The sequence below is a fragment of the Streptomyces hiroshimensis genome, from assembly GCF_014650335.1.
In the GTDB taxonomy this organism is placed as follows: Bacteria; Actinomycetota; Actinomycetes; order Streptomycetales; family Streptomycetaceae; genus Streptomyces; species Streptomyces hiroshimensis.
On record NZ_BMUT01000012.1, the window covers coordinates 46,909 to 69,506 of the forward strand.

The window sequence follows — 22,598 nt, forward strand, 5'->3', positions numbered from 1 at the left end:
GGACCGCCCGGCCGGGAAGAACTGCGGGAAGAACTGCGGGAACTACCGCGTCACCAGCCGCGGTTGGCGTAGCGCTGCTCCTCGGGCAGGGTGTCGCAGTTGATGCCGACCATGGCCTCGCCCAGGTTGCGGGAGGCGTCCGCGATGACCTTCGGGTCGTCGTAGAAGGTGGTGGCCTTCACGATGGCGGCGGCGCGCTTGGCCGGGTCGCCGGACTTGAAGATGCCGGAGCCGACGAAGACGCCCTCGGCACCGAGCTGGCGCATCAGCGCGGCGTCGGCCGGGGTGGCCACGCCGCCCGCGGAGAAGAGGACGACCGGCAGCTTGCCGAGCTCGGAGACCTCCTTGACGAGCTCGTACGGGGCGCGCAGCTCCTTGGCGGCGGCGTACAGCTCGTTGTTGTCGAAGCCGCGCAGCTTGGCGATCTCGTTCTTGATCTGGCGCAGGTGGCGCACGGCCTCCACGACGTTGCCGGTGCCGGCCTCGCCCTTGGAGCGGATCATGGCCGCGCCCTCGGCGATGCGGCGCAGGGCCTCGCCCAGGTTGGTGGCACCGCAGACGAAGGGGGTGGTGAAGGCCCACTTGTCGGAGTGGTTGACCTCGTCGGCCGGGGTGAGGACCTCGGACTCGTCGATGTAGTCGACACCGAGCGACTGCAGGACCTGGGCCTCGACGAAGTGGCCGATGCGGGACTTGGCCATGACGGGGATGGAGACGGCCCCGATGATCTCCTCGATCATGTTGGGGTCGGACATCCGGGCCACGCCGCCGTCCTTGCGGATGTCGGCCGGAACCCGCTCGAGGGCCATGACCGCGACCGCGCCCGCGTCCTCGGCGATCTTCGCCTGCTCGGCGTTGACGACGTCCATGATCACGCCGCCCTTGAGCTGCTCGGCCATGCCGCGCTTGACGCGGGCCGTACCGGTCTCAGGGGTGGTGGACGTGCTGGGGACCGTGCTGGACACGTTGTGACCTCACTAATCAAGGGCGGTGATGCTGCGCCCCTCATACAACCGATCCCGCTTTCCCCGGAAAAAGAGCCAATTCGAGGCCGGTGGCTTGTCCGGGGTGTCCGCAGAGGTCCGGGGATCTTCCGGAAACCTCCGCGATGAGGCCTCCCCAGGGGTCAGGGGCCCGTCCGCGCCTCCAGGACGGCGGGCGGTTCGTCGTCCATTTCGAAGGCCATCGGGAAGGGCGCGTGGCCCGCGAGCCGGAACCAGCGCACCACGCGGTGCTTGCGCACGGCGCGGGCGGCGCGGACCGCGTCGTTGTGGAAGCGGCGGGCCATCGGCACCCGCCGGACCGCCTCGGACAGCTCGGTCAGGGACTCCTCGCCCCCGGGAGCCTCCCGGACGGCCTCGACCTGCGGCACCTCCGCGAAGACCGCCCGCAGGGCCTGGCTCAGCTCGCTCTCGGCGACCTCGCGGTGCTCCTCCTCGGCCTGCCGTGCGGCGTGGGCGGCCTGGTAGAGCACGATCGACGCGGCCGGATCGAGGACTCCCGCCGTGCCCAGCTCCTGGGCGACCGAGGCACGGCGCAGCAGCTGGGCGTCCAGCGCGGCGCGGGCGGCGTCGATACGGCTGTGCAGGCGGTCCAGCCGGCCCGCCGTCCAGCTCAGATAGACGCCGATGACGACCAGGGCGGCGACGATCCAGATCAATGTGGTCACGCCGGGCCACGTTACCGCTCGCCCGGGCGGCCCGGGGCTGCTCCACCTGGGGGTGGAGAGCGGCCACGGGGATCTCCACCCTCTCTCGGCCCTGGCTCCGATCCTTCTCCACCCGCCCGGCGCCTAGCGTCGTTCCAGGACCATCCAGGACCATCCAGGACCTCTGAGACCGGCGCATAAGACCGGCGAGACTGGGGAGGACGCCCCATGACACCGCATGTCAGGCGAGCACTGCTCGTCCCTCTGACCGTCACGATCGCGCTGCCCCTCGCGCTGTATTACGTGCTGCGGGTGCAGGGCACCGCCCAGTGGCAGGCCCTGCTGATCAGCAGTGCCATACCGGCCGCGCATGCCGTCGTGACGGCCGTCCGCCGCCGGCACGTCGCCCTCTTCGACCTGCTCGTCGTCGCCCTGCTCGTCCTGTCCGCCGCCACGTCGCTGATCAGCGGGGATCCACGGGTGATCCTGCTGAAGGACGCCGTGCTGCCGGCCGTGCTGGGGCTGTGGATCCTGGGCACGCTCTTCCTCGCCCGGCCCTTCCCCTTCGAGTTCGGCCGGCACCTTCGCCGCGGCGCCGCCGAGGCGGACGCCGAGCGTGCCTGGCACGGGCTGCCGGAGTACCGCCAGGCCCTGCGGGGGCTGACCGTGCTGTGGGGAGGCATGCAGCTGCTCGATGCGGCGCTGAGCACCGTGGAGGCCCTGGCCCTGCCGGTCGACGCGGTCCCGGTGATCGGCCGAATCCAGTCGTTCGCCCTGCTGGGACTGGTGGCCGTGATCACCGTACGACGCAGCCGCCGCTTCCGCGCCCGGCACGGCATATCCCTGTTCGGGACGGGCGGCGAGGCGGGCGCGCCGGTGCCGCAGGAGGCGGGGAGCGGCGCCTGACGGCGAGCCGTGGCCGCAGGGGAGCCGCGCCCGCGCCGGCCGGCTCCCCTTGGTCCCGGGCCAGGCCGAATCAGTCCCGGGCCAGGCCGAAGCGGGCGCGCAGGCCGCTGCGCTCGTCGGCGGCGACCGAGGCCGCGCCGGCGGTGACCGTCTCGTAGACGGCCAGGATGTCGGCGCCCACGTGGGACCAGTCGAAGCGGCGCACATGCGCACTGCCGCGCTCGCTCAGCCCGGTCCGCAGGTCCTGGTCGCCCAGCAGGCGCACGGCCGCGGCGGCGAGCGCATCGGCGTCCTCGTTGGCGAACAGCTCCCCCGCCGAGCCCTGGTCGAGCACCTGGGCGAAGGCGTCCAGGTCGCTGGCGAGGACGGGAGCGCCCGCCGACATCGCCTCGACGAGGATGATGCCGAAGGACTCCCCGCCCGTATTGGGGGCCACATAGACGTCGACGCTGCGCAGCAGCCGCGCCTTGTCCTCGTCGCTGACCATGCCGAGGAACTCGACGCGCTCACGCATCTCCCGGGGCAGGCCTGCCACGGCCTCCTCCTCGTCGCCCCGGCCGGCGACCAGCAGCCGGGTACCGGGGCACTCGGCGAAGATCTTCGGCAGGGCGCGCATGAGCACCGGCAGGCCCTTGCGCGGCTCGTCGATGCGGCCGATGAAGCCGATCGTGCCGCCCTGCCACTCCTGCTTGGGCTCGGCGCGGGCGAAGAAGTCCACGTCGACGCCGTTGGGGATGACCACGGCGTCGCCGCCCAGGTGCTCGACCAGCGTCCTGCGGGCGTATTCGCTCACCGCGATGCGCGCGCTGATCTTCTCCAGGGCGGGCTGGAGGATCGGATAGGCCGCGATCATCGCCCGCGAGCGCGGATTGGAGGTGTGGAACGTCGCCACGATGGGGCCCTGTGCGGCCCAGCAGGTCAGCAGGCCCAGGGACGGGGAGGTGGGTTCATGGATGTGGATGACGTCGAAGTCGCCGTCGTGCAGCCAGCGCCGCACGCGGGCGGCCGACAGGAAGCCGAAGTTCAGCCGCGCCACGGAGCCGTTGTACGGGACCGGGACGGCCCGCCCCGCCGAGACCACGAAAGGCGGCAGCGGCGTCTCGTCGTCCGCCGGCGCCAGTACGGACACCTCGTGGCCCAGCCGGATGAGGTGCTCGGCCAGGTCGCGGATGTGGAACTGCACGCCGCCGGGCACGTCCCACGAGTAGGGACAGACGATCCCGATCCTCATGCCTCGGTCCTCCGGTCGCTCTCGGCGCTGCCGGCACCCTCGCCCGGCGTGCCCTGCGCACCCTGCGTCTTCCGCGCCGACCCGTTCGCCGAGGCGTCCGCCGACCCGTCGGCCGGCCCGTCCGCTGCTCCGTCCGTCCCCCCGTCCGCCACTTCGTCCGTCCCTTCGGAAGGCCGGTCCGGGCGCGGTTCGAGATCGGCCAGCCACAGTCGCTGGAGCATATGCCAGTCCTGCGGGTGCTCGGCGATGCCGGAGGCGAAGACGTCGGCCATGTGCTGCGTCATCACCGTGGCCTTCTCGGCACGCGTGCCCTCCGCGGGCACCTCGATCGGGGCGTGCACCCGCCCCTGCATCACCGGCGAGCGGTCGTACCAGAGCGTCACCGGGATCAGCAGCGCCCCGGTCTGCACGGCCAGCATGGCGGGCCCGGCGGGCATCTTCGCGGCCTCGCCGAAGAACGTCACCTCTATCCCCGAGGAGGACAGATCACGATCGGCCACCAGACACACCAGGCCTCCCGAGCGCAGCCGGCGCGCCAGCGTGCCGAAGGCGCTGCCGCCCGCGTGGGGCAGCACCTCCATGCCCAGCCCCTCGCGGTAGGCCACGAAGCGGTCGTAGAGCGTCTCGGGCTTCAGCCGCTCGGCCACCGTCGTGAAGGGCACCCCCAGGCGCGTGGTCACCCACGCCCCGGCGAGGTCGTAGTTGCCCATGTGCGGCAGCGCGATCACCACGCCGCGCCCGCTCGCCAGGCCCTCCTCCAGATGGTGCAGGCCCTCCGGGGCGAAGGCCGAGCGAGTGCGCTCCTTGCTCCACGCCGGCAGCCGGAAGGACTCCATCCAGTAGCGCATGTACGAGCGCATGCCCGCCCGGGACAGCCGCGCCAGGCGCTCCGGGGCCGCGTCCGGCAACACCCGGGCCAGGTTGGCCTCCAGCCGCAGCACGCTCCTGCCGCGCCGCCGCCACGCCGCATCGGCGATCTGCTGCCCCAGCCGGACGGCCACCGGCTCCGGAAGCTTCTTGACCGTGGCCCAGCCGAGCCCGTACAGCGCGTCGGTCAGCCGCTCCTTCACCCGTTGCCACCGCCCTGGGCCGCGGAGGCCCCGGCCTCGGCCGCCGCCTCCGCCTCGGCCGATTCGCGGCGCACCGTCACCACCCGCTGGATCAGGGTGACCAGGCTGCCGACGGCCACGATCCACAGCGCCACCGGCAGCAGGTACTGGATGCCCGGCACGCCGAACTTGTGCAGCCCCGCGAGGCCGCACGCCACCAGCGAGATGACCAGCCGCTCGGCCCGTTCGACCAGGCCGTTCACGTTCACCGGCAGGCCGATGCTCTCGCCGCGCGCCTTGGTGTACGAGACGACCTGGCCACTGGCGAGACAGAAGATCGCCACCGCGCACAGCACGTTGTCGTCACCACGGCCCGCGTACCACAGCGCGAGCCCGCCGAAGATCGCCGAATCGGCGACGCGGTCGAGCGTCGAGTCCAGGAAGGCGCCCCAGCGGCTGGAGCGGCCCAGCTGGCGGGCCATGTTGCCGTCCACCAGGTCCGAGAAGACGAACAGGGTGATGACGATCGTGCCCCAGAAGAACTCTCCCCGGGGGTAGAAGACCAGTGCGCCCGCCACCACACCACCGGTACCGATGAGGGTCACCGCGTCGGGGCTGACGCCGAGGCGGATGAGCAGGGCGGCGAACGGCGTGAGAACACGCGTGAAGAACGCACGCGCGTACTTGTTCAGCATGGCCTTCCCGGAGGGGTGTCGTATCGGGCCGCGTGGTCAGGAGGCCACCGGCTGGCCCATCGTAGCCAGGCGCCCCCGGGCAGCCGCGCACGCACCGCTCGCCGCGGGCGCACCGGCGCCCCCACCACCCACGGCGGCGCCCCCGCGGGGCGTACGGATGCGCCTCCGTGTGCGACGTATGGACGCAGCGTTACCGCAGTGGAAAGCTCGATGTACCGCAGGTGTCGACCGGGAGGCGGGACACATGGGCGAGAAGACGGGCACGTACCCAGGGGCCGCGGGCAGAGCAGTATCGGCCGACCGGCCGAGCCACGTACGCAACGTGGTGCTGGTCGGCCACAGCGGCTCAGGAAAGACGACGCTGGTGGAGGCCCTCGCGCTGGCGACGGGCGCGGTCAACCGGGCCGGCCGCGTCGAGGACGGCGGCGCACTGTCGGACTACGACGAGATCGAGCACCGCCAGCAACGCTCGGTGCAGCTGTCGCTGGCCCCTGTCGAATGGGCCGGCATCAAGATCAACCTGCTGGACACCCCCGGCTACGCCGACTTCGTCGGGGAACTCAGGGCCGGTCTGCGCGCAGCGGACGCGGCCCTTTTCGTCGTCTCGGCCGCCGAAGGCGCCGAGAACATCAACGGCGCCACCCGCATGGTCTGGGAGGAGTGCGCCGCCGTCGGCATGCCCCGCGCCATCGTCATCACCCATCTGGAGGCAGCCCGCTCCGACTTCGAGGAAATGACGGAGACCTGCCGCACGGCCTTCGGCGGGGACTCCCCCGACAGCGTGCTGCCGCTCTACCTGCCGCTGCACGGACCCGAGGGCCCCGACGGGCACCGCTCCGTCGCCGGCCTCATCGGCCTGCTCTCCCAGCGCGTCTTCGACTACTCCTCCGGAGAGCGGGCCGAGACCGCGCCCGGCCCCGAGCACCAGCCCCTCATCGAGGAGGCACGCAACCGGCTCATCGAGGGCATCATCGCCGAGAGCGAGGACGAGACCCTCATGGACCGCTATCTCGGCGGCGAGGAGATCGACGTCAAGACCCTCGTAGAGGACCTGGAGCGCGCCGTCGCACGCGGCAGCTTCCACCCCGTCCTCGCCGCGGCCCCGGCCGCCGAAGGGGCCAAGCAGGGCCTGGGCACCGTCGAGCTCCTGGAGCTGATCACCGGCGGCTTCCCCACCCCCCTCGAACGCGAGGTCCCGGCCGTCACCACCCCCGAGGGCCGCCCCCACGCGCCCGTGACCTGCGACCCCGCGGGCCCGCTCGCCGCCGAGGTGATCAAGACCTCCTCCGACCCCTACGTCGGCAGGATCTCCCTCGTCCGCGTCTTCTCCGGCACCCTGCGCCCCGACGAGACCGTCCACGTCTCGGGCCACGGCCTGGAGGACCGCGGCCACGAGAGCCACGACGTCGACGAGCGCATCGGCGCGCTCTCCTCGCCCTTCGGCAAACAGCAGCGCCCCCTCCCCCAGGCCATCGCCGGGGACATCGCCTGCGTCGCCAAGCTCAGCCGCGCCGAGACCGGCGACACCCTCTCCGCCAAGGGCGACCCCCTCCTCATGGAGCCCTGGCAGATGCCCGACCCGCTGTTGCCCGTCGCGATCCAGGCGCACAGCAAGCCCGACGAGGACAAGCTCTCCCAGGGCCTCGCCCGGCTCGTCGCCGAGGACCCCACCATGCGCCTGGAGCAGAACCAGCACACCCACCAGGTGGTCCTGTGGTGCCTCGGCGAAGCCCACCGCGACGTAGCCCTAGAACGGCTGCGCTCGCGCTACGGCGTCCAGGTCGACGTCGTGCCCCACAAGGTCTCCCTCCGCGAGACCTTCGGCAGCAAGGCGGCCGGCCGCGGGCGGCACGTCAAGCAGTCCGGCGGCCACGGCCAGTACGCCATCTGCGAGATCGAGGTCGAACCGCTGCCCGGCGGCTCCGGCATCGAATTCGTCGACAAGGTCGTCGGCGGCGCCGTCCCCCGCCAGTTCATCCCCTCCGTGGAGAAGGGCGTCCGCGCCCAGGCCGCCCGCGGCGTCGCCGCCGGGTACCCCCTGGTCGACATCCGGATCACCCTCCTCGACGGCAAGGCGCACTCGGTGGACTCCTCGGACGCCGCCTTCCAGACGGCAGGCGCCCTCGCGCTGCGCGAAGCCGCCGCCGAGGCCAGGATCCACCTCCTGGAGCCCGTCGCCGAGATCGAGGTCCTGGTCTCCGACGACTACGTGGGCCCCGTGATGAGCGATCTGTCCGGCCGGCGCGGCCGCGTCATCGGCACCGAGCAGTCCGGTGCCGGCCGCACCCTGGTGCGCGCCGAAGTGCCCGAGATCGAGATCGGCCGCTACGCCGTCGACCTGCGCTCCCTGTCGCACGGCACCGGCCGGTTCACCCGCTCCTACGCCCGCCACGAACCGATGCCCCCTCAGGTCGCCGAGCGACTGCGGGAATCGGCCGGTTCCGGAGGGTAACGGGCGCAAACCGCCCGCCTCACACCATCCGGGGCGGGCGGCCTTCACGATCTCTGCGACAGCCGGCACCCCGCGCCGATACGCTGGGCCCGCGGACCAACACGTATGACGCGGGCGGTCGTCGGCATCCGTCGGAAGGCCGCAGGACCGGCACGTGCGCGGCATTGGGGGCAAGCAGTGGCAGCAGGGGATCCGTTCGACTTCAGCCCCGGGGCACAGATCCCGCTCTCGGGCTCCTCGGGACAGACCGCGGCGACACAGGCGCTCGCCTCCGCCGCCTACCGCGACGGGCCGGTCGACCAGTTCCTCAAGACCAACACCGACTGGGCCAAGTCCGAGGTCAAGCCGCCCCGCATATCGCTCTTCGAGCCCAACCTGGGCGAGGCCTTCGCCCGCGCCGTCCAGCTGCGCGTCCTCGGCGGCGGCCGCAAGCCCCTCATCCAGTCCTTCGGCCTCGACCCCCAGCCCGTCGTCGAGCACTGCCTCGCGGCCAACCGCATCCGCAAACAGCGCGACGCCAAACTCACCCTCATCATGGGCGTCTGCGGGCTGCTGTTCCTGCCCGGCGTCCTGCTCTGGCTCGGCACCTTCCAGCTCCGCCGCACCATCGCCGGCGCCCAGAACAAGCGCGCCGGCGCCCTCGGCACGGCCCTCCTCGCGGCCCTCGGCATCCTCGCCGTCATCCTCCTGGTGAAGCTGCCCTTCCACGGCTTCTGGGCCTTCTACCTACGCGCCATGATCATCGCCCCGCTCATCGGCGGCTTCTGGGCCAAGACCGTCTGCGAGCGCACCGCCAAGGACCTCCGCGACCGCTGGACGGGCCTGCTCTCCGGCGGCGGCATCGGCGCCAAGATCCCCGAAGCCGTCCCCAAGAACCCCGGCGAGACCGCCGCCGAGCGGCTGCGCCAGTCCCTGGAGCGCCTCGCCGCCGAACAGCAGAGCAACGTCGCCTTCTACGCCGGCACCAAGGGCATCCTCGGCATGGGCACCCGCTGGGGCAGCTGGCACCTCGCCGAGGAGCTCGTCCCCGCCGAGCCCGGCAAGGAGATCAACCCCTTCCGCAGCTGGGACGTCATCCGCGCCATCCACGACCAGCTCCACCTCCTGGAGCGCAGCCCCCTGCACACCGGCGGCTTCCCCACCCCCTCCATCGAGCACTGGGTCGTCTCGGACGTCGGCGAGGGCGCCGGGGCCGTCTCCCGCCCCGAAGGCGCCGACGGCTTCCAGATAAGGGGCGCCGAACTCCAGAAGATCTGCAACGAACAGCAGTTCGGCGCCGGCAGCCGGCACTACCTCGGCGTCCAGTTCGTCCTCTGGGACGGCCAGCTCGTCATCACCCTCCTCATCACCGTCACCGTCCTCCACAAGACCCTGCGCATCGAGGTCACCGGACACGCCCTCGGCCCCGTCAGCGGCGTCTTCATGGGCAAGCCCGCCGCCCGCACCAAGACCACCCCCAAGACCATCAAGTTCTGGGAGAACCGCACCAGGACCCTCTCCGTCGTCCCGCCCCGCGAGATCGTCCGCCTCGCCGCCCGCGCCCCCCTCACCTGGTACCCCCCTCTCCTGGAGTACTGGGGCGGCAAGCTCGTCCTGCCCGAGCCCTTCGGCCTGCGGCACGCCTGGGCCGAGAAGCCCTGGCGCCACCGCTTCATGGCCGACGACGCCCTGCGCACCACCACCCCCGTCCTGCGCGTGGTGCACGAGGCCGCCCTGCGCGTCCTCAAGGAGCACGGCGTGAACACCGACCGCTTCACCAGCCGCGCCATGTCCCTCAGCGGCGCCGTCCAGGACGCCAAGCCGGGCGCAGCGGACGTCTACAACGCCTGACCGGCGTCCGCCGCGCCCTGCCTGCCGTCACCCGCCGCCGTCCGCCGTCACTCGCCGGGCCTCACCGGAAGGTCCTCACCGGAAGATGCCGGTGTGGCCCAGCGAGTACCGGCCCGGCTGCGGATACACCGCGAGGCCGTGCGGCCCCGCCCCGACGGGGATCTTGGCGATCTGGTGCCCGTCCCGCGTGTCGATGGCGTACACCTCCGAGTCGTAACGCCCCGACAGCCACAGCACGTTGCCGTCCGCCGACACCCCGCCCATGTCAGGGCTCCCGCCCTCCGGGAGCTCCCACTTCTTCACCAGCTTGCGGCTCGGCAGGTCCAGCACCGAGATCGAGCCCTCGCCCCGGTTGGAGATGTACATCGACTTCGAGTCCCGGCTCACGTACAGCCCGTGCGCGCCCTTGCCCGTCGGCATCAGCCACGGCTCGGTGAACTTGTCGCCGTCCAGCACCCACACCCCGTCCGCCATCATGTCGGCGATGTACCAGGTCCTGCCGTCCGAGGAGATCTTCACGTCCTGCGGCATCGCCCCCTCGAACGGCAGCTTCTGCTGGCCGATCACCTTCATCTTCGCGGTGTCGACCTTCAGCAGCTCGCCCGAGAACTCGCACGAGACGATGAAATACCTCCCGTCCGGCGAGAAGTCCGCGTGGTTGACCCCCTTGCACGACACCGGCTCCGTCTTCTTCCGCTTCATGGTCTGGGCGTCCCGGAACACCAGCTCCCGGTCCATCGACGCCATCACCACCGCGTACTTGCCGTCCGGCGTGAAGTAGAGGTTGTACGGATCGTGGACGTCGACCGTCCGCCCCTTCTTCCCCGTGGCCGGGTCGATCGCCGTCAGCGTGTGACCGCGGTCGTTGTTCACCCACAGCGTCTTCATGTCCCACGACGGCACCACGTGCTGCGGCTGGTTCCCCACCGGGATCGTCTCGATCACCTTGTACGTCTTCGGGTCGATCACACTCACCGTGTTCGACTCCGTATTGGGCACGTACACCCGCGACGGGAAGTCCTTCACCACCGGCGACAGCTGATTGGGCCGGTCCGCCGCGTACAGGTCGTTCGGATCCAGCAACGGCGGCATCCCGGGCAACCCCGCCGCCGGCGCGGCGCCCCGCCGCGGCTGCTGCTGCCCGCCGTCCTTGTGCGGCGCGCGGTCGGCCGCCTCCGTGCCGGAGTCCCCGCCGCAGCCGGAGGCCAGCAGGGCACAGGCGGCGGCGAACAGCACGGCGCGGTGCACCCCGCGCAGACGCGGCCGGCGCAGAGAGCTAGAGCTCGAGAACGAGGAGAACTGGTTCATCAGGTCAGCAGCTCCGTTGTCGTCACCGCACGCAGACCGCGGCGGTGCAGGCCGTCGAGGATGGCGGGCAGCGCGGCCACCGTGCCGGCGTGCCCGAAGTGCAGGCTCACCACCGACCCCGGCCGCACCGCGGCCAGCACGGTGCGCCGGACCGCCTCGGGTCCGGGATCGGTGTGGTCCAGGGAATCCACGTCGTAGGACAGGACGTGCGGATAGCCGGCCTGCCGGGCCAGCCGGGCCACCTGCTCGGTGGCGAGCCGCGCCCGCGAGGGCCGGAACCAGCGGCCGATCCCGCCCGTCAGCCGCCGCAGCCGCTCCGCGCACTCGGTGATCTCCGCGGAGGCCGCGGCCGCGGGCATGGTGCAGATGTCGAGGTGGTGCATCGTGTGGTTGCCCAGCTCGTGCCCGCCGTCGAGGATCCGCCGCGCGAGCTGCGGCTGGGCGTCCAGCCAGGTGCCCACGGCCAGCACGGTCACGCGCGCCCCGGCCCGCTCGGCCTCCCCCAGCAGCTCCGTGACGGGCTTGGGCTCGCCCTGGCCGTGGAAGGTCAGGGCCACGTTCTTGCCGGTGCGGGGGCCGTGCTCGATCTGGGCGGGGAGCCCCGGCGGGAGCGGGGCGAGCGTGAGCGCGGGGGGCTTCGACACCGACGGCGCCCCGGAAGCCCCCGGGCCCTTCACGGCACCGGGCTTGCGGGACGCGCCCGCTTTGCCGGACGCACCCGGCTTCGCGGACGGCGCGGGCGGCGCGGTGGCCCGTACAGACGGATCCGCCGCCCGGGCCCCCGCCTCTCCTTCGGACCGGCCGCAGCCCACGGCGGCGGCCCCGGCGAGAGCGCCGCCGGCGGCCGCGCGCAGCACGGTGCGGCGGTGGAGGAAGGTCACCGCACCATTAGAACTTCTTTTAATTAAGACTTTGGGACATTTGCCCGTTTTTCTCTGACGCGTGTCCTCAGGCGTCCGGCCAGGCGTCCGCGAGCATCTTGCGGGTGTCCGCGAGCAGTTGGGGCAGCACCTTGGTGTGACCGATCACCGGCATGAAATTGGTGTCGCCGCCCCAGCGGGGGACCACGTGCTGATGCAGGTGAGCGGCGATGCCGGCGCCGGCGGTCGCGCCCTGGTTCATGCCGATGTTGAACCCGTGCGCCCCGGAAGCGGTGCGCAGCGCCGCCATGGCCCGCTTGGTGAAGTCGGCCAGCTCGGCGGTCTCGGCGTCGTCGAGCTCGGTGTAGTCGGCGACGTGCCGGAACGGTACGACCATGAGGTGGCCGCCGTTGTACGGGTACAGGTTCAGCACGGCGTAGACGCGCTCACCTCGGGCGATGACCAGCCCGTCCTCGTCACTCTTCTCCGGAATCGCGCAGAACGGGCAGCCGTCGCCGGACCCCGGCCCGGTCGGCTTGTTCTCGCCTTGGATGTACGCCATCCGGTGGGGCGTCCACAGGCGCTGGAACGCGTCCGGCGCCCCGACTCCGATCTGCTGCTCCGGCTCACTCGTCATGCTCTGCAGCATATGGGCCCCGGAGCGCCGTCGACGCTCCGGGGCCCGTTCGTCCTCAATCGGACCGGGACGCGGTCCTCGGTCAGACCTGGACGCGGTCCTCGACGGCCTTGAGGATCTCCGCCAGCGCCTCGGCGCGCGGGATGCCGTTCTTCTGCGAACCGTCGCGGTAGCGGAAGGAGACCGTGCCCGCGTTCATGTCGTCGTCACCGACGATGATCATGAACGGAACCTTCATCTTCTGCTGGTTGCGGATCTTCTTCTGCATGCGGTCCGAGGAGGCGTCCACCTCGACCCGCAGGCCCTTCTCCCGCGCCTCGGCGGCGAACTCCTGCAGGTACTCGACGTGGGCGTCACCGATCGGGATGCCGACCGCCTGCACCGGGGCCAGCCATGCCGGGAACGCACCCGCGTAGTGCTCCAGCAGGACGCCGAAGAACCGCTCGATGCTGCCGAACAGCGCACGGTGCAGCATGACGGGCTGCTGACGGGAGCCGTCCGCCGCGGTGTACTCCAGGCCGAACCGCTTGGGCTGGTTGAAGTCGACCTGCAGGGTCGACATCTGCCAGGAGCGGCCGATCGCGTCCCGCGCCTGGACCGAGATCTTCGGACCGTAGTACGCGGCGCCGCCCGGGTCCGGGACCAGCGGGAGCCCCTGCTTCTCGGCCGCCAGGCGCAGCGCCTCGGTGGCCTCCGCCCAGTCCTCGTCCGAGCCGATGAACTTGTCCGACTCCGGGTCCCGGGTGGAGAGCTCCAGCTCGAAGTCGTTCAGGCCGTAGTCGCGCAGCAGGTCGAGCACGAAGGTGAGGAGCGTGTCGAGCTCCTCCGGCATCTGCTCCTTGGTGCAGTAGATGTGCGAGTCGTCCTGGGTGAAGCCGCGGGAGCGGGTCAGGCCGTGGACGACGCCGGACTTCTCGTACCGGTAGACCGTGCCGAATTCAAACATCCTCAAGGGCAGCTCACGGTACGAGCGACCGCGCGACTTGAAGATCAGGTTGTGCATCGGGCAGTTCATGGCCTTGAGGCGGTAGTTCTGCCCGTCGAACTCGATGGGCGGGAACATTCCCTCCGCGTAGTGCGGAAGGTGCCCGGAGGTCTCGAAGAGGTGCTCCTTCGAGATGTGCGGGGTGTTCACGAACTCGTAGCCGGAGGCCTCGTGCCGCTTGCGCGAGTAGTTCTCCATCTCCTTGCGGATGATGCCCCCCTTGGGGTGGAACACCGCGAGGCCGGGGCCCAGCTCGTCGGGGAAGGAGAAGAGGTCCAGCTCGGCGCCCAGCTTGCGGTGGTCGCGCTTCTCGGCCTCGGCGAGGAAGTCCAGGTACGCCTTGAGCTCGTCCTTGGTCGGCCACGCGGTGCCGTAGATGCGCTGGAGCTGCTTGTTCTTTTCGCTGCCGCGCCAGTACGCCGAGGCGTTGCGCATCAGCTTGAACGCCGGGATCACCCGGGTGGTCGGCAGGTGCGGACCCCGGCAGAGGTCCTTCCAGCACAGGTCGCCGGTCTTCGCGTCCAGGTTGTCGTAGATCGTCAGCTCGCCCGCGCCGACCTCGACGTCCGCGCCGTCGTCGTGCGAGGCGGAGCCCTTGAGGCCGATCAGCTCCAGCTTGTACGGCTCGGCCGCGAGCTCGTCGCGGGCCTCCTCGTCGGTGACCACGCGCCGCGAGAAGCGCTGGCCGCGCTTCTGGATCTCCTGCATCTTCTTCTCGATGGCCTTGAGATCCTCAGGCGTGAACGGCTTCTCGACGTCGAAGTCGTAGTAGAAGCCGTCCTTGACCGGCGGGCCGATGCCCAGCTTGGCCTCGGGAAAGAGCTCCTGCACGGCCTGGGCCATGACGTGCGCGGTCGAGTGGCGCAGGATGTCGAGGCCGTCCTTGGAGGAGATCTCGACGGCCTCGATCTCCTCGCCGTCGGCGACGACGTACGCGAGGTCCTTGAGCTCGCCCGCGACGCGCGCGGCGACGACGGTGCGCTCACCGGCGAAGAGCTCGGCGGCCGTAGTGCCCGTCGTCACCACGCGCTCTTCCCGCTCGGAATCGCGTTGGATGATCACACGGACGTCTGACACCGGTCTCTCCTGACGTATGGGTCGCCGCAGCGGTCACTGCGCGCCTGAATCGTACCGAGAGCGGCAGCCTGGTCGCGAAACGGTTTACCCGGCGGCCGGGGAAGGCGCGGTCTCACTCGTCGCCGCACGCCTCCTCGAAGAAGTCGATGTTCTCGTGGAGCGACTTCAGCAGGCGGTCCCGCTCGCCGTCGTCGACCCGTACGGGCATGACGTCGCGGGCGTCGGCCAGGCGGCGGAAACCGCCCCTGCTCTCCAGGCGGCCGCTCATGCGGACGGGGAGGCCGAGGAGGTGGGCGTGGCCTGCGATCCGGTAGTCGTCCTCGTCGAGGGTGGCGCGGATCTGGGGGACGTCCGCACCGGCGAGGATCCTCAGCCGCACGGCTCCGGGCCCGCTCTGGTCCTCGCGGCGCATGCGGACGACCACTGCGGTCAGGTGCACGGGGACGGGCGGCTCGTCCCGGATGTAGCGCGCCCCGGCCTCGCGGAGCACGGGGAGATCGCCGGGGGTGAAGGCGACCGGCACGGGGTGGGCGGCGAAGCCCTCGGGCGGGCCTGCCGCGGGGGCCCAGTGCAAGGTGATGCGGATGCCCGCGGAGCCGCGGACGAGTTTGCCGATCGCCTCGGTCAGCTCCTGGCAGACGCCCGCTTCGACGGCGGGCTCGAAGGCGTCGTGCGCGCCGGTGGCCCGCTGGCGGTCGGTGGCGTCGCGTGCGGCGTACAGGGCGCGGAGGAGGGCGGTGGTGACCTGCCGGCCGTCGGGGCCGGGAGCCGCGCCCGTACCGACGGGCAGGAAGGTGGTCAGCTCCCGGCCGCCCGCGGCTGCGCCGGCCAGCAGGCGGTCGAGTGCGGCCTCGGCGTGCCGGCGGTGGCGGGCGCCGTGGTAGCCGGCGGTGCCGCGGGTGGCCAGGGCGGCGGCGAGGAGCAGTGCGCGGGCGCCGCCGCGCAGCTGTTCCTGGGCGGCCCAGGCGGCCGCGGGGGCGTCGGGTTCTGTGGTGTCCCGCTGCCAGTGGATCTCGTCGACGGGGGTGTGCAGGGCGGTGAGGATGTCGCGCGCGGAGGGGGCGGCGCTGTGCCGGAGGGCGGTGAGCGCCTCGGCGACGAGGTCGGTGCTGTCGGGGTAGGTGCGGCTGTCGGGGACGAGCAGGCTGGTGTGCCCGCGGGCGCCGGGGGCGGTGGCGTCGGGGGGTGTCCAGCGGCTGTACGGGCCGGCTGCCGCGCCGCGGCGGCGCCAGCCGTGGCGGGCGAGGAGGGCTGCGAGGACGGCGGGGTCGACGGTGTCGGGCGGGGGGCCGCCGGGCGGGGTGTGCCGTGGGGGGCGCGAGGGCTCGGTCGGCCGGTGCATCAGGGTCTCCCTCCCGCCCCGACCCGCGTCATGATCTCGCAGAGTGCGCGGTCGTCGAAGACGCGTGTGGCCGGGATCCGCACGGTGGTCCGGCGTCTGCCGGTCACGGGGTGGCCGGCGAGGTTGGTCCAGTAGCAGCAGTGCCTCAGGTGGAGGCTGTCGTGGCCGGCCCGCAGCCAGTCGTCGCGCGATCTGGGCACGATCATCACGACGAGGATCTTGTGGACGGCGACGGGGGTGCGGGCGAGTTTGGCCAGGTGGTCGTTGTCGAGGGTGAAGGCGAAGGTGGGCACCGGGGCGGCCGGGCCGGCGGGGCCGGAGGCCGGGCCGGCAGAGCCGGCGGGGGGCTCCGCGGCGTGGGTCCGGGGCGGCGGCCGCACGGCGGGCCCGCGCGCCGGGCCCGGGCGGGGGCCGAGCTGGTAGGTGCATTTGAGCTGCACCTTGATGGTGACCTCGTCGTCGACGGCGTGGCCGGGGGCGGTGTGGCTGATGTGCCAGTCGATGCCGTGGTCGGGGAAGGGCTGGGCCAGTGAGCAGCCCGCGGCCGCGGCGACGGCGTGCAGATAGCCGATCTGGAGCGTCTCCATGCAGGCGGTGGTGGCGAGCGAGCCGCGTGCGGGGGCTGTGGCGGGGGCGGCGGGCTCGGAGAGCTCAGACAGCAGCCCGCCCGGTTCGGGCCGCGGGAACGCCATGTCCGAATCCTTCCGGGCGACTTCGGGCGTTCGATCCGTACAACTGTGTTGTTTCCTTTGCAACTCTCGTGCAAACAACGGCGGTTCGCATGACTCTGCGGCCGGGTATCACCTGGCGGGGAGGGTGAAACACGCCATTCGCCGGGCAAGTGCGAGGAGTTGTGAACATGTGCTGGTTCGAGGGACCACTCGCCGCGTTCGACACCGAGACCACCGGGGTGGATGTCGAGCACGACCGGATCGTGTCGGCGGCCCTCGTGGTGCAGTCGGCGGCCGAGGCCGTTCCGGTCGTGACGCGCTGGCTGGTCGACCCGGGGGTCCCGGTGCCGGAGGGGGCCACTGCGATACACGGGCTGACGGATGCCTATCTGCAGCGGAACGGCCGGTGGCCGGCGCCGGTGATGGAGGAGGTGGCGCGGGCGCTGGCGGTGCAGTCGGCGCGCGGGGCGCCGCTGGTGGTGATGAACGCCCCGTTCGACCTGACGCTGCTGGACCGCGAGTTGCGGCGCCACCGCGCCTCGTCGCTGGCCGACTACCTGGGGGCGGCTCCGCTGTGCGTGATGGACCCGTGGGTGCTGGACAAGCACCTGGACCGCTATCGCAAGGGGCGCCGGACGCTGACGGATCTGTGCGCGCAGTACGGGGTGGAGCTGAGGGGCGCGCACGACGCGGCGTCGGATGCGCTCGCGGCACTGCAGGTGGTGCGGGCGGTGGGCCGCCGGTTCGCGGCGCGGCTGGAGCGGCTGAGCCCGGCGGAGCTGCACGCCCGGCAGGCGGTGTGGCACGCGGCGCAGGCGCGCGGTCTGCAGGCGTGGTTCGCGCGGAACGGGACGGAGGAGGCGTGCGACCCCGCGTGGCCGCTGCGGCCGTCGCTGTCGGCCGCAGCGTGAGCAGCGCCCCGGGCGCTATCGGCGCATACGGGCGCTACGAGTGCTACGGGTCCTGACGTACGGGCACACGAGCGTACGGGCGGGCAACGCACAAGGCCGGTCCGTCTCTTGACGGACCGGCCTTGTCTGTGTGTGGGCGATACTGGGATCGAACCAGTGACCTCTTCGGTGTGAACGAAGCGCTCTCCCGCTGAGCTAATCGCCCGGGATTCGTGCGGGGTTTCCCCCGGCAACGCACTGAACAATACAGGTCGCGGCGGCTCTCCATCAAATCCCCTGGGCACCTGCGGCCAGCAGGGCCCGCAGGCCGCGCCGTCCGGCGCGCATCATCCACGCGTGGTTGGCCACGAAGAGGGGCCTGGCGGGCAGGGCGAGCCGCCTGAGCAGGGGCTTGCGGGCCTCGACGTCCTGCTCGAAGCGGGCGGTGCAGCCGGTGGGGCCGGCCGGGAGGACGGTCCAGCGGGCCCAGCCCTCGATGTCGCCGGTCATGGCGATCTCCAGGACGCGGGCGGCGGGGTCGTGGCGGCGTGCGCGGACGGCGACGGTCAGGTCGTAGGGGAGGAAGGAGCGCACGCGGGCGGTGCCGGTGGCGGCGTCGGCCCGGCGCACCTCGCGGACCTGCGGCCACCAGGCGGGATAGCCGTCCACGGCTTCGAGGCGGGCGTAGACGGCGTCGGGCGGGGCGGCGAGGGTCCATGCGCCGCGGAAGCGGTAGCGGTGGGACGGGGCCAGGGCCGCGGCCAGGAAGGGCATGGGACCAGCGGACACCCAAAGACCGAGGGTCCGCAAGGGGTGAACCTTGCGGACCCTCGGTCCTTGCTGTGTGGGCGATACTGGGATCGAACCAGTGACCTCTTCGGTGTGAACGAAGCGCTCTCCCGCTGAGCTAATCGCCCGGGCGCACCGCAAACATTACCGCATGTCAGACGGTGCTTTGAACCGGCGGCGGGCCGGTCAGCCGTGCACCTTCCACGGCATGGCCATGCCGAACTTCCAGAGGTAGACGCCGATGAGCGCGCCGGCGATCACCAGGCCCGTCACGGTGATGATGATGTTGCGCCGCCGGACCCGGGGGTCGAGGGCGCGCTGGGCGGCCTCGGTGACCTTCCGCTTGGTCCAGCGCAGCACGAGCTGGGCCCAGACGAACTCCGTCGCCCAGATGGCCATGCCCGCGAAGATCACGAGCCAGCCCGGGCCGGGCAGGGGCAGCATGATGATGCCGGCGACGACGACGGCCAGGCCGACGATGAAGACGCCCACCTGCCAGCTCAGGTGCAGGGGGCGCGAGCGCTTGATGAAGTGGGGGGCGCGCGATCCGAGGGCGGGCTCGCCCGCGCTCCCGTTCTGCGCCTCGCCCTGCGTCCCGTCCCCCGCCGCGGCGGCATCCTGCCGCCGGTCACTCTCCGCATTCATACACCCCAACCTACCGGACCGATCCTGAACTCACCGGAATGGCGGTATTCCCCGTCGGGCGACTGGGCCGTCCGAGGTATCCGAACAGTCTCAAAACGGTCAGAGGGGTTTACAACGGCACCGTAGGTGGCATGTCGATTTCGCCGACGTGCGAATCCCCGAGCGCACACTGAGCGAAAGGCCCTGGCGCTTATGAACACCACGGTCAGCTGCGAGCTGCACTTGCGCCTCGTCGTGTCGAGCGAATCCTCACTGCCTGTCCCCGCAGGCCTGCGGTACGACACGGCCGATCCGTATGCCGTGCACGCCACCTTCCACACCGGAGCCGAAGAGACGGTCGAGTGGGTCTTCGCCCGCGATCTGCTCGCCGAGGGTCTGCACCGGCCCACCGGCACCGGCGACGTCCGTGTCTGGCCGTCCCGCAGCCACGGTCAGGGCGTCGTGTGCATCGCGCTGAGCTCTCCCGAGGGCGAAGCGCTGCTGGAGGCCCCGGCGCGGGCCCTGGAGTCCTTCCTCAAGCGGACGGACGCCGCGGTGCCGCCGGGCACCGAGCACCGTCACTTCGACCTGGACACCGAGCTCTCCCACATCCTGGCGGAGAGCTGAGTCCGGGCCGGGGCTGACCCGGAGCGCGCCAGCCCACTCGGGGAGGCTGCGCGCCACATCTCGCACACAGGGCACGGCACGGCGCCGTCGTCCGCGGACGGTTCCGCGGGCGGCGGCGCCGTCGCGAGGAGGGGCCGCGCGGATGCCGCCCAGCCAGTAAGGTCGTGGGCCGCGGTCGAACACTTGCCGCCTCCGTCCGGCCAGGGAGCGTACGAACGTGCAGATCAACCACGACACCAAGACTGCGCTCGACTCCGTCGTCGACCTCCTCAACACGGGCCCGCAGGATCTTGCGGAGCTGCGCGCCTTCACGGAGCGGCACGGCATCATCACGGTCGAGGCGCTGCGGGAGCGGGACGTCGCGGCGGTGCGGTCGATACGCGAGCGGTTCGGACGGATCTTCGACGCCGCGAGCACGGGGGAAGCGGCGCGGCTGATCAACGAGCTGGTGGCCGAGGCCGGCACCACGCCGCAGCTGAGCGAGCACGACGGCTACGACTGGCACGTGCACTACTTCGCGCCCGGGGCGGCCGTGGCCGAGAACCTCGCCGCGGACGGCGCCATGGCCCTGGCGTTCCTGCTGGTCGCCGGAGAGCGCGACCGGCTGCGGCGGTGCAACGCGCCGGACTGCGGGCACGCCTTCGTCGACCTCTCCCGCAACCGCTCGCGGCGCTACTGCGACGGGCGCACGTGCGGGAACCGGCTGCACGTCGCGGCGTACCGGGCGCGGCGCCGGGGCGCCGAGGCCGAGGACTCCGGCGCGGCGGTCTGATTCCGGGCAGAATCAGGCCGGAGCGGCGACGGAATCCCGGCTTTCCGCCGGGCGCGCGGGGAAATTACGGGCGGGCGAATACGCACCCGGTGAATTACCCGGAAAACAGACTGCGGGCGTCCAGCGGCGGAAGCGGCCTCCCGGCGTACTGAACGGACGGCTCGTGCGTATGGACTCGTGCGTACGGAACGGACGGTCCGTCATATTCCGTGCTTCTTGAGAATGGCCTCGATATCCGAGAAGTCCTCGCCGTCGGCCGATTTCTTCGCCTTGCCCTGCGGCCGGGCCGCGGCCCGGCCCGGGCCCAGTGACGGAGCGGAGGCGGCGGGGGCCATGGCATCGCGCTGTGCGGCGGCCGCCGCGGCCTTGCGCTCCTTGCGGCCGCCCCCGGCGCCGCGGCGCTCGGCCGCCCTGCTCACCACGAACAGCAGGGCCGAGAGCGCGAGGATCCCGAAGCCGGCCCAGACGCTCGGCTTGAAGACGACGTCGGTGAGCCACTTGACGATCCCGGTCAGGACGAGCCCGATGGGGACGAGGGAGAAGGCCGCGATGCGCGTCGCCGCGAGGAAGCGCCGGCGGTAGGCCGTCAGCGCGGCGATGCCGAGGCCCGCCGCGGACACCGCGGCGCAGATGGTCGAGGTCAGCATCGGGCTCCTCCTGGGCTTCCTGGATTTCGCTTGCGGGCTCGCCCTTCCATCGTGCACCCGCCGCGGCCGGCCGGGCCATCGCCGGACGGCCGGCTCAGGGAGATCTCGGGGTCATCCCTGAGGCCCGGGGAGACCCGGAGGGCCGCCGCCCCCGCCGCCTGGAAGACTGGCCGCATGAGCGAGACCAACACCGCCCCCGTCGTCCTCGACGTGTGGTGCGAGCTGCAGTGCCCCGACTGCCGTACCGCCCTGGACGACCTGCGGGCGCTGCGCGCACGCTACGGCGACCGGCTGGACGTGCGGCTGCGGCACTTCCCCCAGGAGAAGCACAAGCACTCCTACGCCGCCGCGCAGGCCGCCGAGGAGGCGGCCGAGCAGGGGCAGGGCTGGCCGTACGCCGAGGCGGTGCTGGCGCGGGCCGAGGAGCTGGGCACGGGCGGCGTGCAGCTGCTGGTCGAGGCGGCCGGCGAGCTCGGGCTGGACGCCGAGGAGGTGGACACCGCCCTGGTGGACGGCCGCCACATGCTGATCGTGGACGCGGACCAGGCCGAGGGCAAGGCGATCGGCGTGACCGGCACCCCCACGTACGTCATCGGCGGCGAGCTGCTCGACGGCAGCAAGAACCAGGACGGGCTGCGGGAGCGCATCGAGGAGATCGCGGACCGGCTCCTCGGTTAGGCACGGTCGGCGCCGCCGTCCGCGCTAGAGCAGCGGCTTGTACAAGTGGTACGCCGTCGGTACGTAGCCCAGCGACTCGTACAGCCGCAGCGCCGGGGTGTTCCCGGCGAAGACGTTGAGGCCGAGGGTGCGCGCACCGTGCGCGAGCGCCTCGGCCTCCGCCAGCAGCATCAGGGACCTGCCGTGGCCGCGGCCGCGCTGCGCGGGCACGACCTCGACGTCGAAGACATAGGCGCCCGGGGTGTCCGGGCCGCCGTCGCGCAGCGCCACCCAGAGGGTGCCGACGACGGTGCCCTCGTGGATGAGGACGCGCAGCAGGGCGCCGGCGGTCGCGGCGCCGTCGGGCAGCAGCGTGCGGTCGTCCGCCTCGGCCTTGGCGCGGGCCTGCTCGGCCGGGACGCCGCGGTCGGTCCAGTCCTGCATGTACGCGGCGCGGGACGCCTCCCGCCAGCCGGTGTACTCGGCCTCCGTCATCCGCCGTCCCTCGCTGCCCTCGGGCAGCCGGGGGGCGGCGGTCAGCGTTTTGGCCATGTTGCGGTTGCGCTCGGTGTAGCCGAGGGCCGCGGCGAGCCCGAGGCCGACCGCGGCACCGGCGTCCACGGACAGCTCGATGCGGGTGCAACCCCAGCCGCGCAGCACTTCCTCGGCGGCGAGCGCGGCGACGGTGCCGCGGCCGCGGTGCCGGTCGCGCTCGTCGATGGCGAGGCGGACGATGCGGCCGGCGGCCGGGCCGAAGCGGTGGTCGGTGGCCAGGTCGACGGCGCCCACGGGCCTGCTGTTGACGCAGACCTCGTACGAGCGGGACCGGGCGCCGCCGGGGCCGCGCTGCTCGGGTGTGGTGGGCCGCAGAGTGGTGGTCACCTTGGTGTTGTACCGGTCC

General features: G+C 72.1%; 22 protein-coding genes and 2 tRNA genes. 7 read left to right on the top strand and 17 right to left on the bottom strand.

The genetic code is table 11. From position 1 onward, the window contains the following. Positions 1 to 50 precede the first annotated feature (50 nt). Together pdxS and IE241_RS25330 are read right to left on the bottom strand one after the other, a co-directional pair. Entirely contained in the window at positions 51 to 965 is a 915-nt protein-coding gene (pdxS, locus tag IE241_RS25325; RefSeq protein ID WP_190024149.1) for a pyridoxal 5'-phosphate synthase lyase subunit PdxS, read from the bottom strand. 161 nt (positions 966 to 1,126) lie between these two features. Further along, the gene (locus IE241_RS25330) at positions 1,127 to 1,669 is read right to left on the bottom strand and encodes a LemA family protein (RefSeq protein WP_190024150.1); all 543 of its coding nucleotides are present in this window, start codon (positions 1,667 to 1,669) and stop codon (positions 1,127 to 1,129) included. A gap of 207 nt (positions 1,670 to 1,876) precedes the next feature. Here IE241_RS25330 and IE241_RS25335 point away from each other — a divergent pair, with 207 nt between their 5' ends. Then, positions 1,877 to 2,554, top strand: coding sequence for a VC0807 family protein (locus IE241_RS25335; protein ID WP_190024151.1), 678 nt, complete (start codon positions 1,877 to 1,879; stop codon positions 2,552 to 2,554). A 70-nt stretch (positions 2,555 to 2,624) separates the two neighbouring features. Here IE241_RS25335 and IE241_RS25340 read toward each other — a convergent pair whose 3' ends face one another. From IE241_RS25340 to pgsA, 3 genes are read right to left on the bottom strand one after another with little or no spacing between them, the layout of a single operon-like run. Then, on the bottom strand, positions 2,625 to 3,785 hold the full coding sequence (locus IE241_RS25340) for a glycosyltransferase family 4 protein (RefSeq protein WP_190024152.1): 1,161 nt from the start codon (positions 3,783 to 3,785) through the stop codon (positions 2,625 to 2,627). After that, entirely contained in the window at positions 3,782 to 4,855 is a 1,074-nt protein-coding gene (locus tag IE241_RS25345) for a phosphatidylinositol mannoside acyltransferase (RefSeq protein ID WP_190024153.1), read from the bottom strand. Before IE241_RS25345 ends, IE241_RS25340 begins: the two co-directional genes overlap by 4 nt. Beyond that, positions 4,852 to 5,529 carry a phosphatidylinositol phosphate synthase gene (gene pgsA / locus IE241_RS25350; RefSeq protein WP_190024154.1) on the bottom strand — a complete coding sequence of 226 codons (678 nt, stop codon included), beginning with the start codon at positions 5,527 to 5,529 and terminating at the stop codon, positions 4,852 to 4,854. Before pgsA ends, IE241_RS25345 begins: the two co-directional genes overlap by 4 nt. Positions 5,530 to 5,773: 244 nt before the next feature. Between pgsA and IE241_RS25355 the strand changes: the two genes are divergently transcribed. Beyond that, positions 5,774 to 7,981 carry an elongation factor G-like protein EF-G2 gene (locus IE241_RS25355; RefSeq protein ID WP_190024155.1) on the top strand — a complete coding sequence of 736 codons (2,208 nt, stop codon included), beginning with the start codon at positions 5,774 to 5,776 and terminating at the stop codon, positions 7,979 to 7,981. 105 nt (positions 7,982 to 8,086) lie between these two features. Beyond that, on the top strand, positions 8,087 to 9,811 hold the full coding sequence (locus IE241_RS25360) for an AbeC-like domain-containing protein (protein ID WP_373300755.1): 1,725 nt from the start codon (positions 8,087 to 8,089) through the stop codon (positions 9,809 to 9,811). A gap of 75 nt (positions 9,812 to 9,886) precedes the next feature. Here the strand turns inward: IE241_RS25360 and IE241_RS25365 are convergent, their stop codons facing one another. The 6 genes from IE241_RS25365 to IE241_RS25390 all read right to left on the bottom strand — a co-directional run bounded on the left by IE241_RS25365 (position 9,887) and on the right by IE241_RS25390 (position 16,712). Then, positions 9,887 to 11,119 carry a YncE family protein gene (locus tag IE241_RS25365; protein WP_190024157.1) on the bottom strand — a complete coding sequence of 411 codons (1,233 nt, stop codon included), beginning with the start codon at positions 11,117 to 11,119 and terminating at the stop codon, positions 9,887 to 9,889. Continuing rightward, on the bottom strand, positions 11,119 to 12,000 hold the full coding sequence (locus tag IE241_RS25370) for a polysaccharide deacetylase family protein (protein ID WP_229899796.1): 882 nt from the start codon (positions 11,998 to 12,000) through the stop codon (positions 11,119 to 11,121). Before IE241_RS25370 ends, IE241_RS25365 begins: the two co-directional genes overlap by 1 nt. A gap of 67 nt (positions 12,001 to 12,067) precedes the next feature. Next, positions 12,068 to 12,628 carry an HIT family protein gene (locus tag IE241_RS25375; protein WP_190024158.1) on the bottom strand — a complete coding sequence of 187 codons (561 nt, stop codon included), beginning with the start codon at positions 12,626 to 12,628 and terminating at the stop codon, positions 12,068 to 12,070. Positions 12,629 to 12,698: 70 nt separating this feature from the next. Then, positions 12,699 to 14,678 carry a threonine--tRNA ligase gene (gene thrS, locus IE241_RS25380; RefSeq protein ID WP_229899798.1) on the bottom strand — a complete coding sequence of 660 codons (1,980 nt, stop codon included), beginning with the start codon at positions 14,676 to 14,678 and terminating at the stop codon, positions 12,699 to 12,701. A 112-nt stretch (positions 14,679 to 14,790) separates the two neighbouring features. Beyond that, the gene (locus IE241_RS25385) at positions 14,791 to 16,020 is read right to left on the bottom strand and encodes a hypothetical protein (protein WP_190024159.1); all 1,230 of its coding nucleotides are present in this window, start codon (positions 16,018 to 16,020) and stop codon (positions 14,791 to 14,793) included. After that, positions 16,020 to 16,712 (bottom strand): DUF4365 domain-containing protein, encoded by a 693-nt coding sequence (locus IE241_RS25390; RefSeq protein ID WP_190024160.1) that lies wholly within the window; start codon positions 16,710 to 16,712, stop codon positions 16,020 to 16,022. The genes IE241_RS25385 and IE241_RS25390 overlap by 1 nt, the downstream gene beginning before the upstream one ends. A gap of 167 nt (positions 16,713 to 16,879) precedes the next feature. On the opposite strand from IE241_RS25390, the gene IE241_RS25395 reads away from it, so the two are divergent. Further along, on the top strand, positions 16,880 to 17,602 hold the full coding sequence (locus IE241_RS25395) for a 3'-5' exonuclease (protein ID WP_190024161.1): 723 nt from the start codon (positions 16,880 to 16,882) through the stop codon (positions 17,600 to 17,602). A 133-nt stretch (positions 17,603 to 17,735) separates the two neighbouring features. Here the strand turns inward: IE241_RS25395 and IE241_RS25400 are convergent. The 4 genes from IE241_RS25400 to IE241_RS25415 all read right to left on the bottom strand — a co-directional run bounded on the left by IE241_RS25400 (position 17,736) and on the right by IE241_RS25415 (position 19,015). Further along, positions 17,736 to 17,807 (bottom strand) — tRNA-Val (locus IE241_RS25400). A 62-nt stretch (positions 17,808 to 17,869) separates the two neighbouring features. Further along, positions 17,870 to 18,355: an SRPBCC family protein gene (locus IE241_RS25405; RefSeq protein ID WP_190024162.1), complete on the bottom strand. Its 486-nt coding sequence runs from the start codon at positions 18,353 to 18,355 to the stop codon at positions 17,870 to 17,872. 71 nt (positions 18,356 to 18,426) lie between these two features. Beyond that, positions 18,427 to 18,498: transfer RNA gene (locus tag IE241_RS25410), tRNA-Val, on the bottom strand. Positions 18,499 to 18,556: 58 nt separating this feature from the next. Further along, entirely contained in the window at positions 18,557 to 19,015 is a 459-nt protein-coding gene (locus IE241_RS25415; protein ID WP_190024163.1) for a TIGR02611 family protein, read from the bottom strand. Between the two features lie 192 nt (positions 19,016 to 19,207). On the opposite strand from IE241_RS25415, the gene IE241_RS25420 reads away from it, so the two are divergent. Next, positions 19,208 to 19,621: an SsgA family sporulation/cell division regulator gene (locus IE241_RS25420; RefSeq protein ID WP_003959770.1), complete on the top strand. Its 414-nt coding sequence runs from the start codon at positions 19,208 to 19,210 to the stop codon at positions 19,619 to 19,621. A gap of 217 nt (positions 19,622 to 19,838) precedes the next feature. Continuing rightward, positions 19,839 to 20,393, top strand: a complete 555-nt coding sequence (locus IE241_RS25425; protein WP_190024164.1) for a CGNR zinc finger domain-containing protein — start codon at positions 19,839 to 19,841, stop codon at positions 20,391 to 20,393. Between the two features lie 200 nt (positions 20,394 to 20,593). On the opposite strand, the gene IE241_RS25430 is transcribed toward IE241_RS25425, so the two are convergent. Continuing rightward, positions 20,594 to 21,040 carry a hypothetical protein gene (locus tag IE241_RS25430; RefSeq protein WP_190024165.1) on the bottom strand — a complete coding sequence of 149 codons (447 nt, stop codon included), beginning with the start codon at positions 21,038 to 21,040 and terminating at the stop codon, positions 20,594 to 20,596. 174 nt (positions 21,041 to 21,214) lie between these two features. Between IE241_RS25430 and IE241_RS25435 the strand changes: the two genes are divergently transcribed. After that, a complete protein-coding gene (locus tag IE241_RS25435; RefSeq protein ID WP_190024166.1) occupies positions 21,215 to 21,718 on the top strand; it encodes a DsbA family protein in 504 nt (167 codons plus the stop codon). Between the two features lie 24 nt (positions 21,719 to 21,742). On the opposite strand, the gene IE241_RS25440 is transcribed toward IE241_RS25435, so the two are convergent. Beyond that, on the bottom strand, positions 21,743 to 22,579 hold the full coding sequence (locus IE241_RS25440; RefSeq protein WP_190024167.1) for a GNAT family N-acetyltransferase: 837 nt from the start codon (positions 22,577 to 22,579) through the stop codon (positions 21,743 to 21,745). Positions 22,580 to 22,598 lie beyond the last annotated feature (19 nt).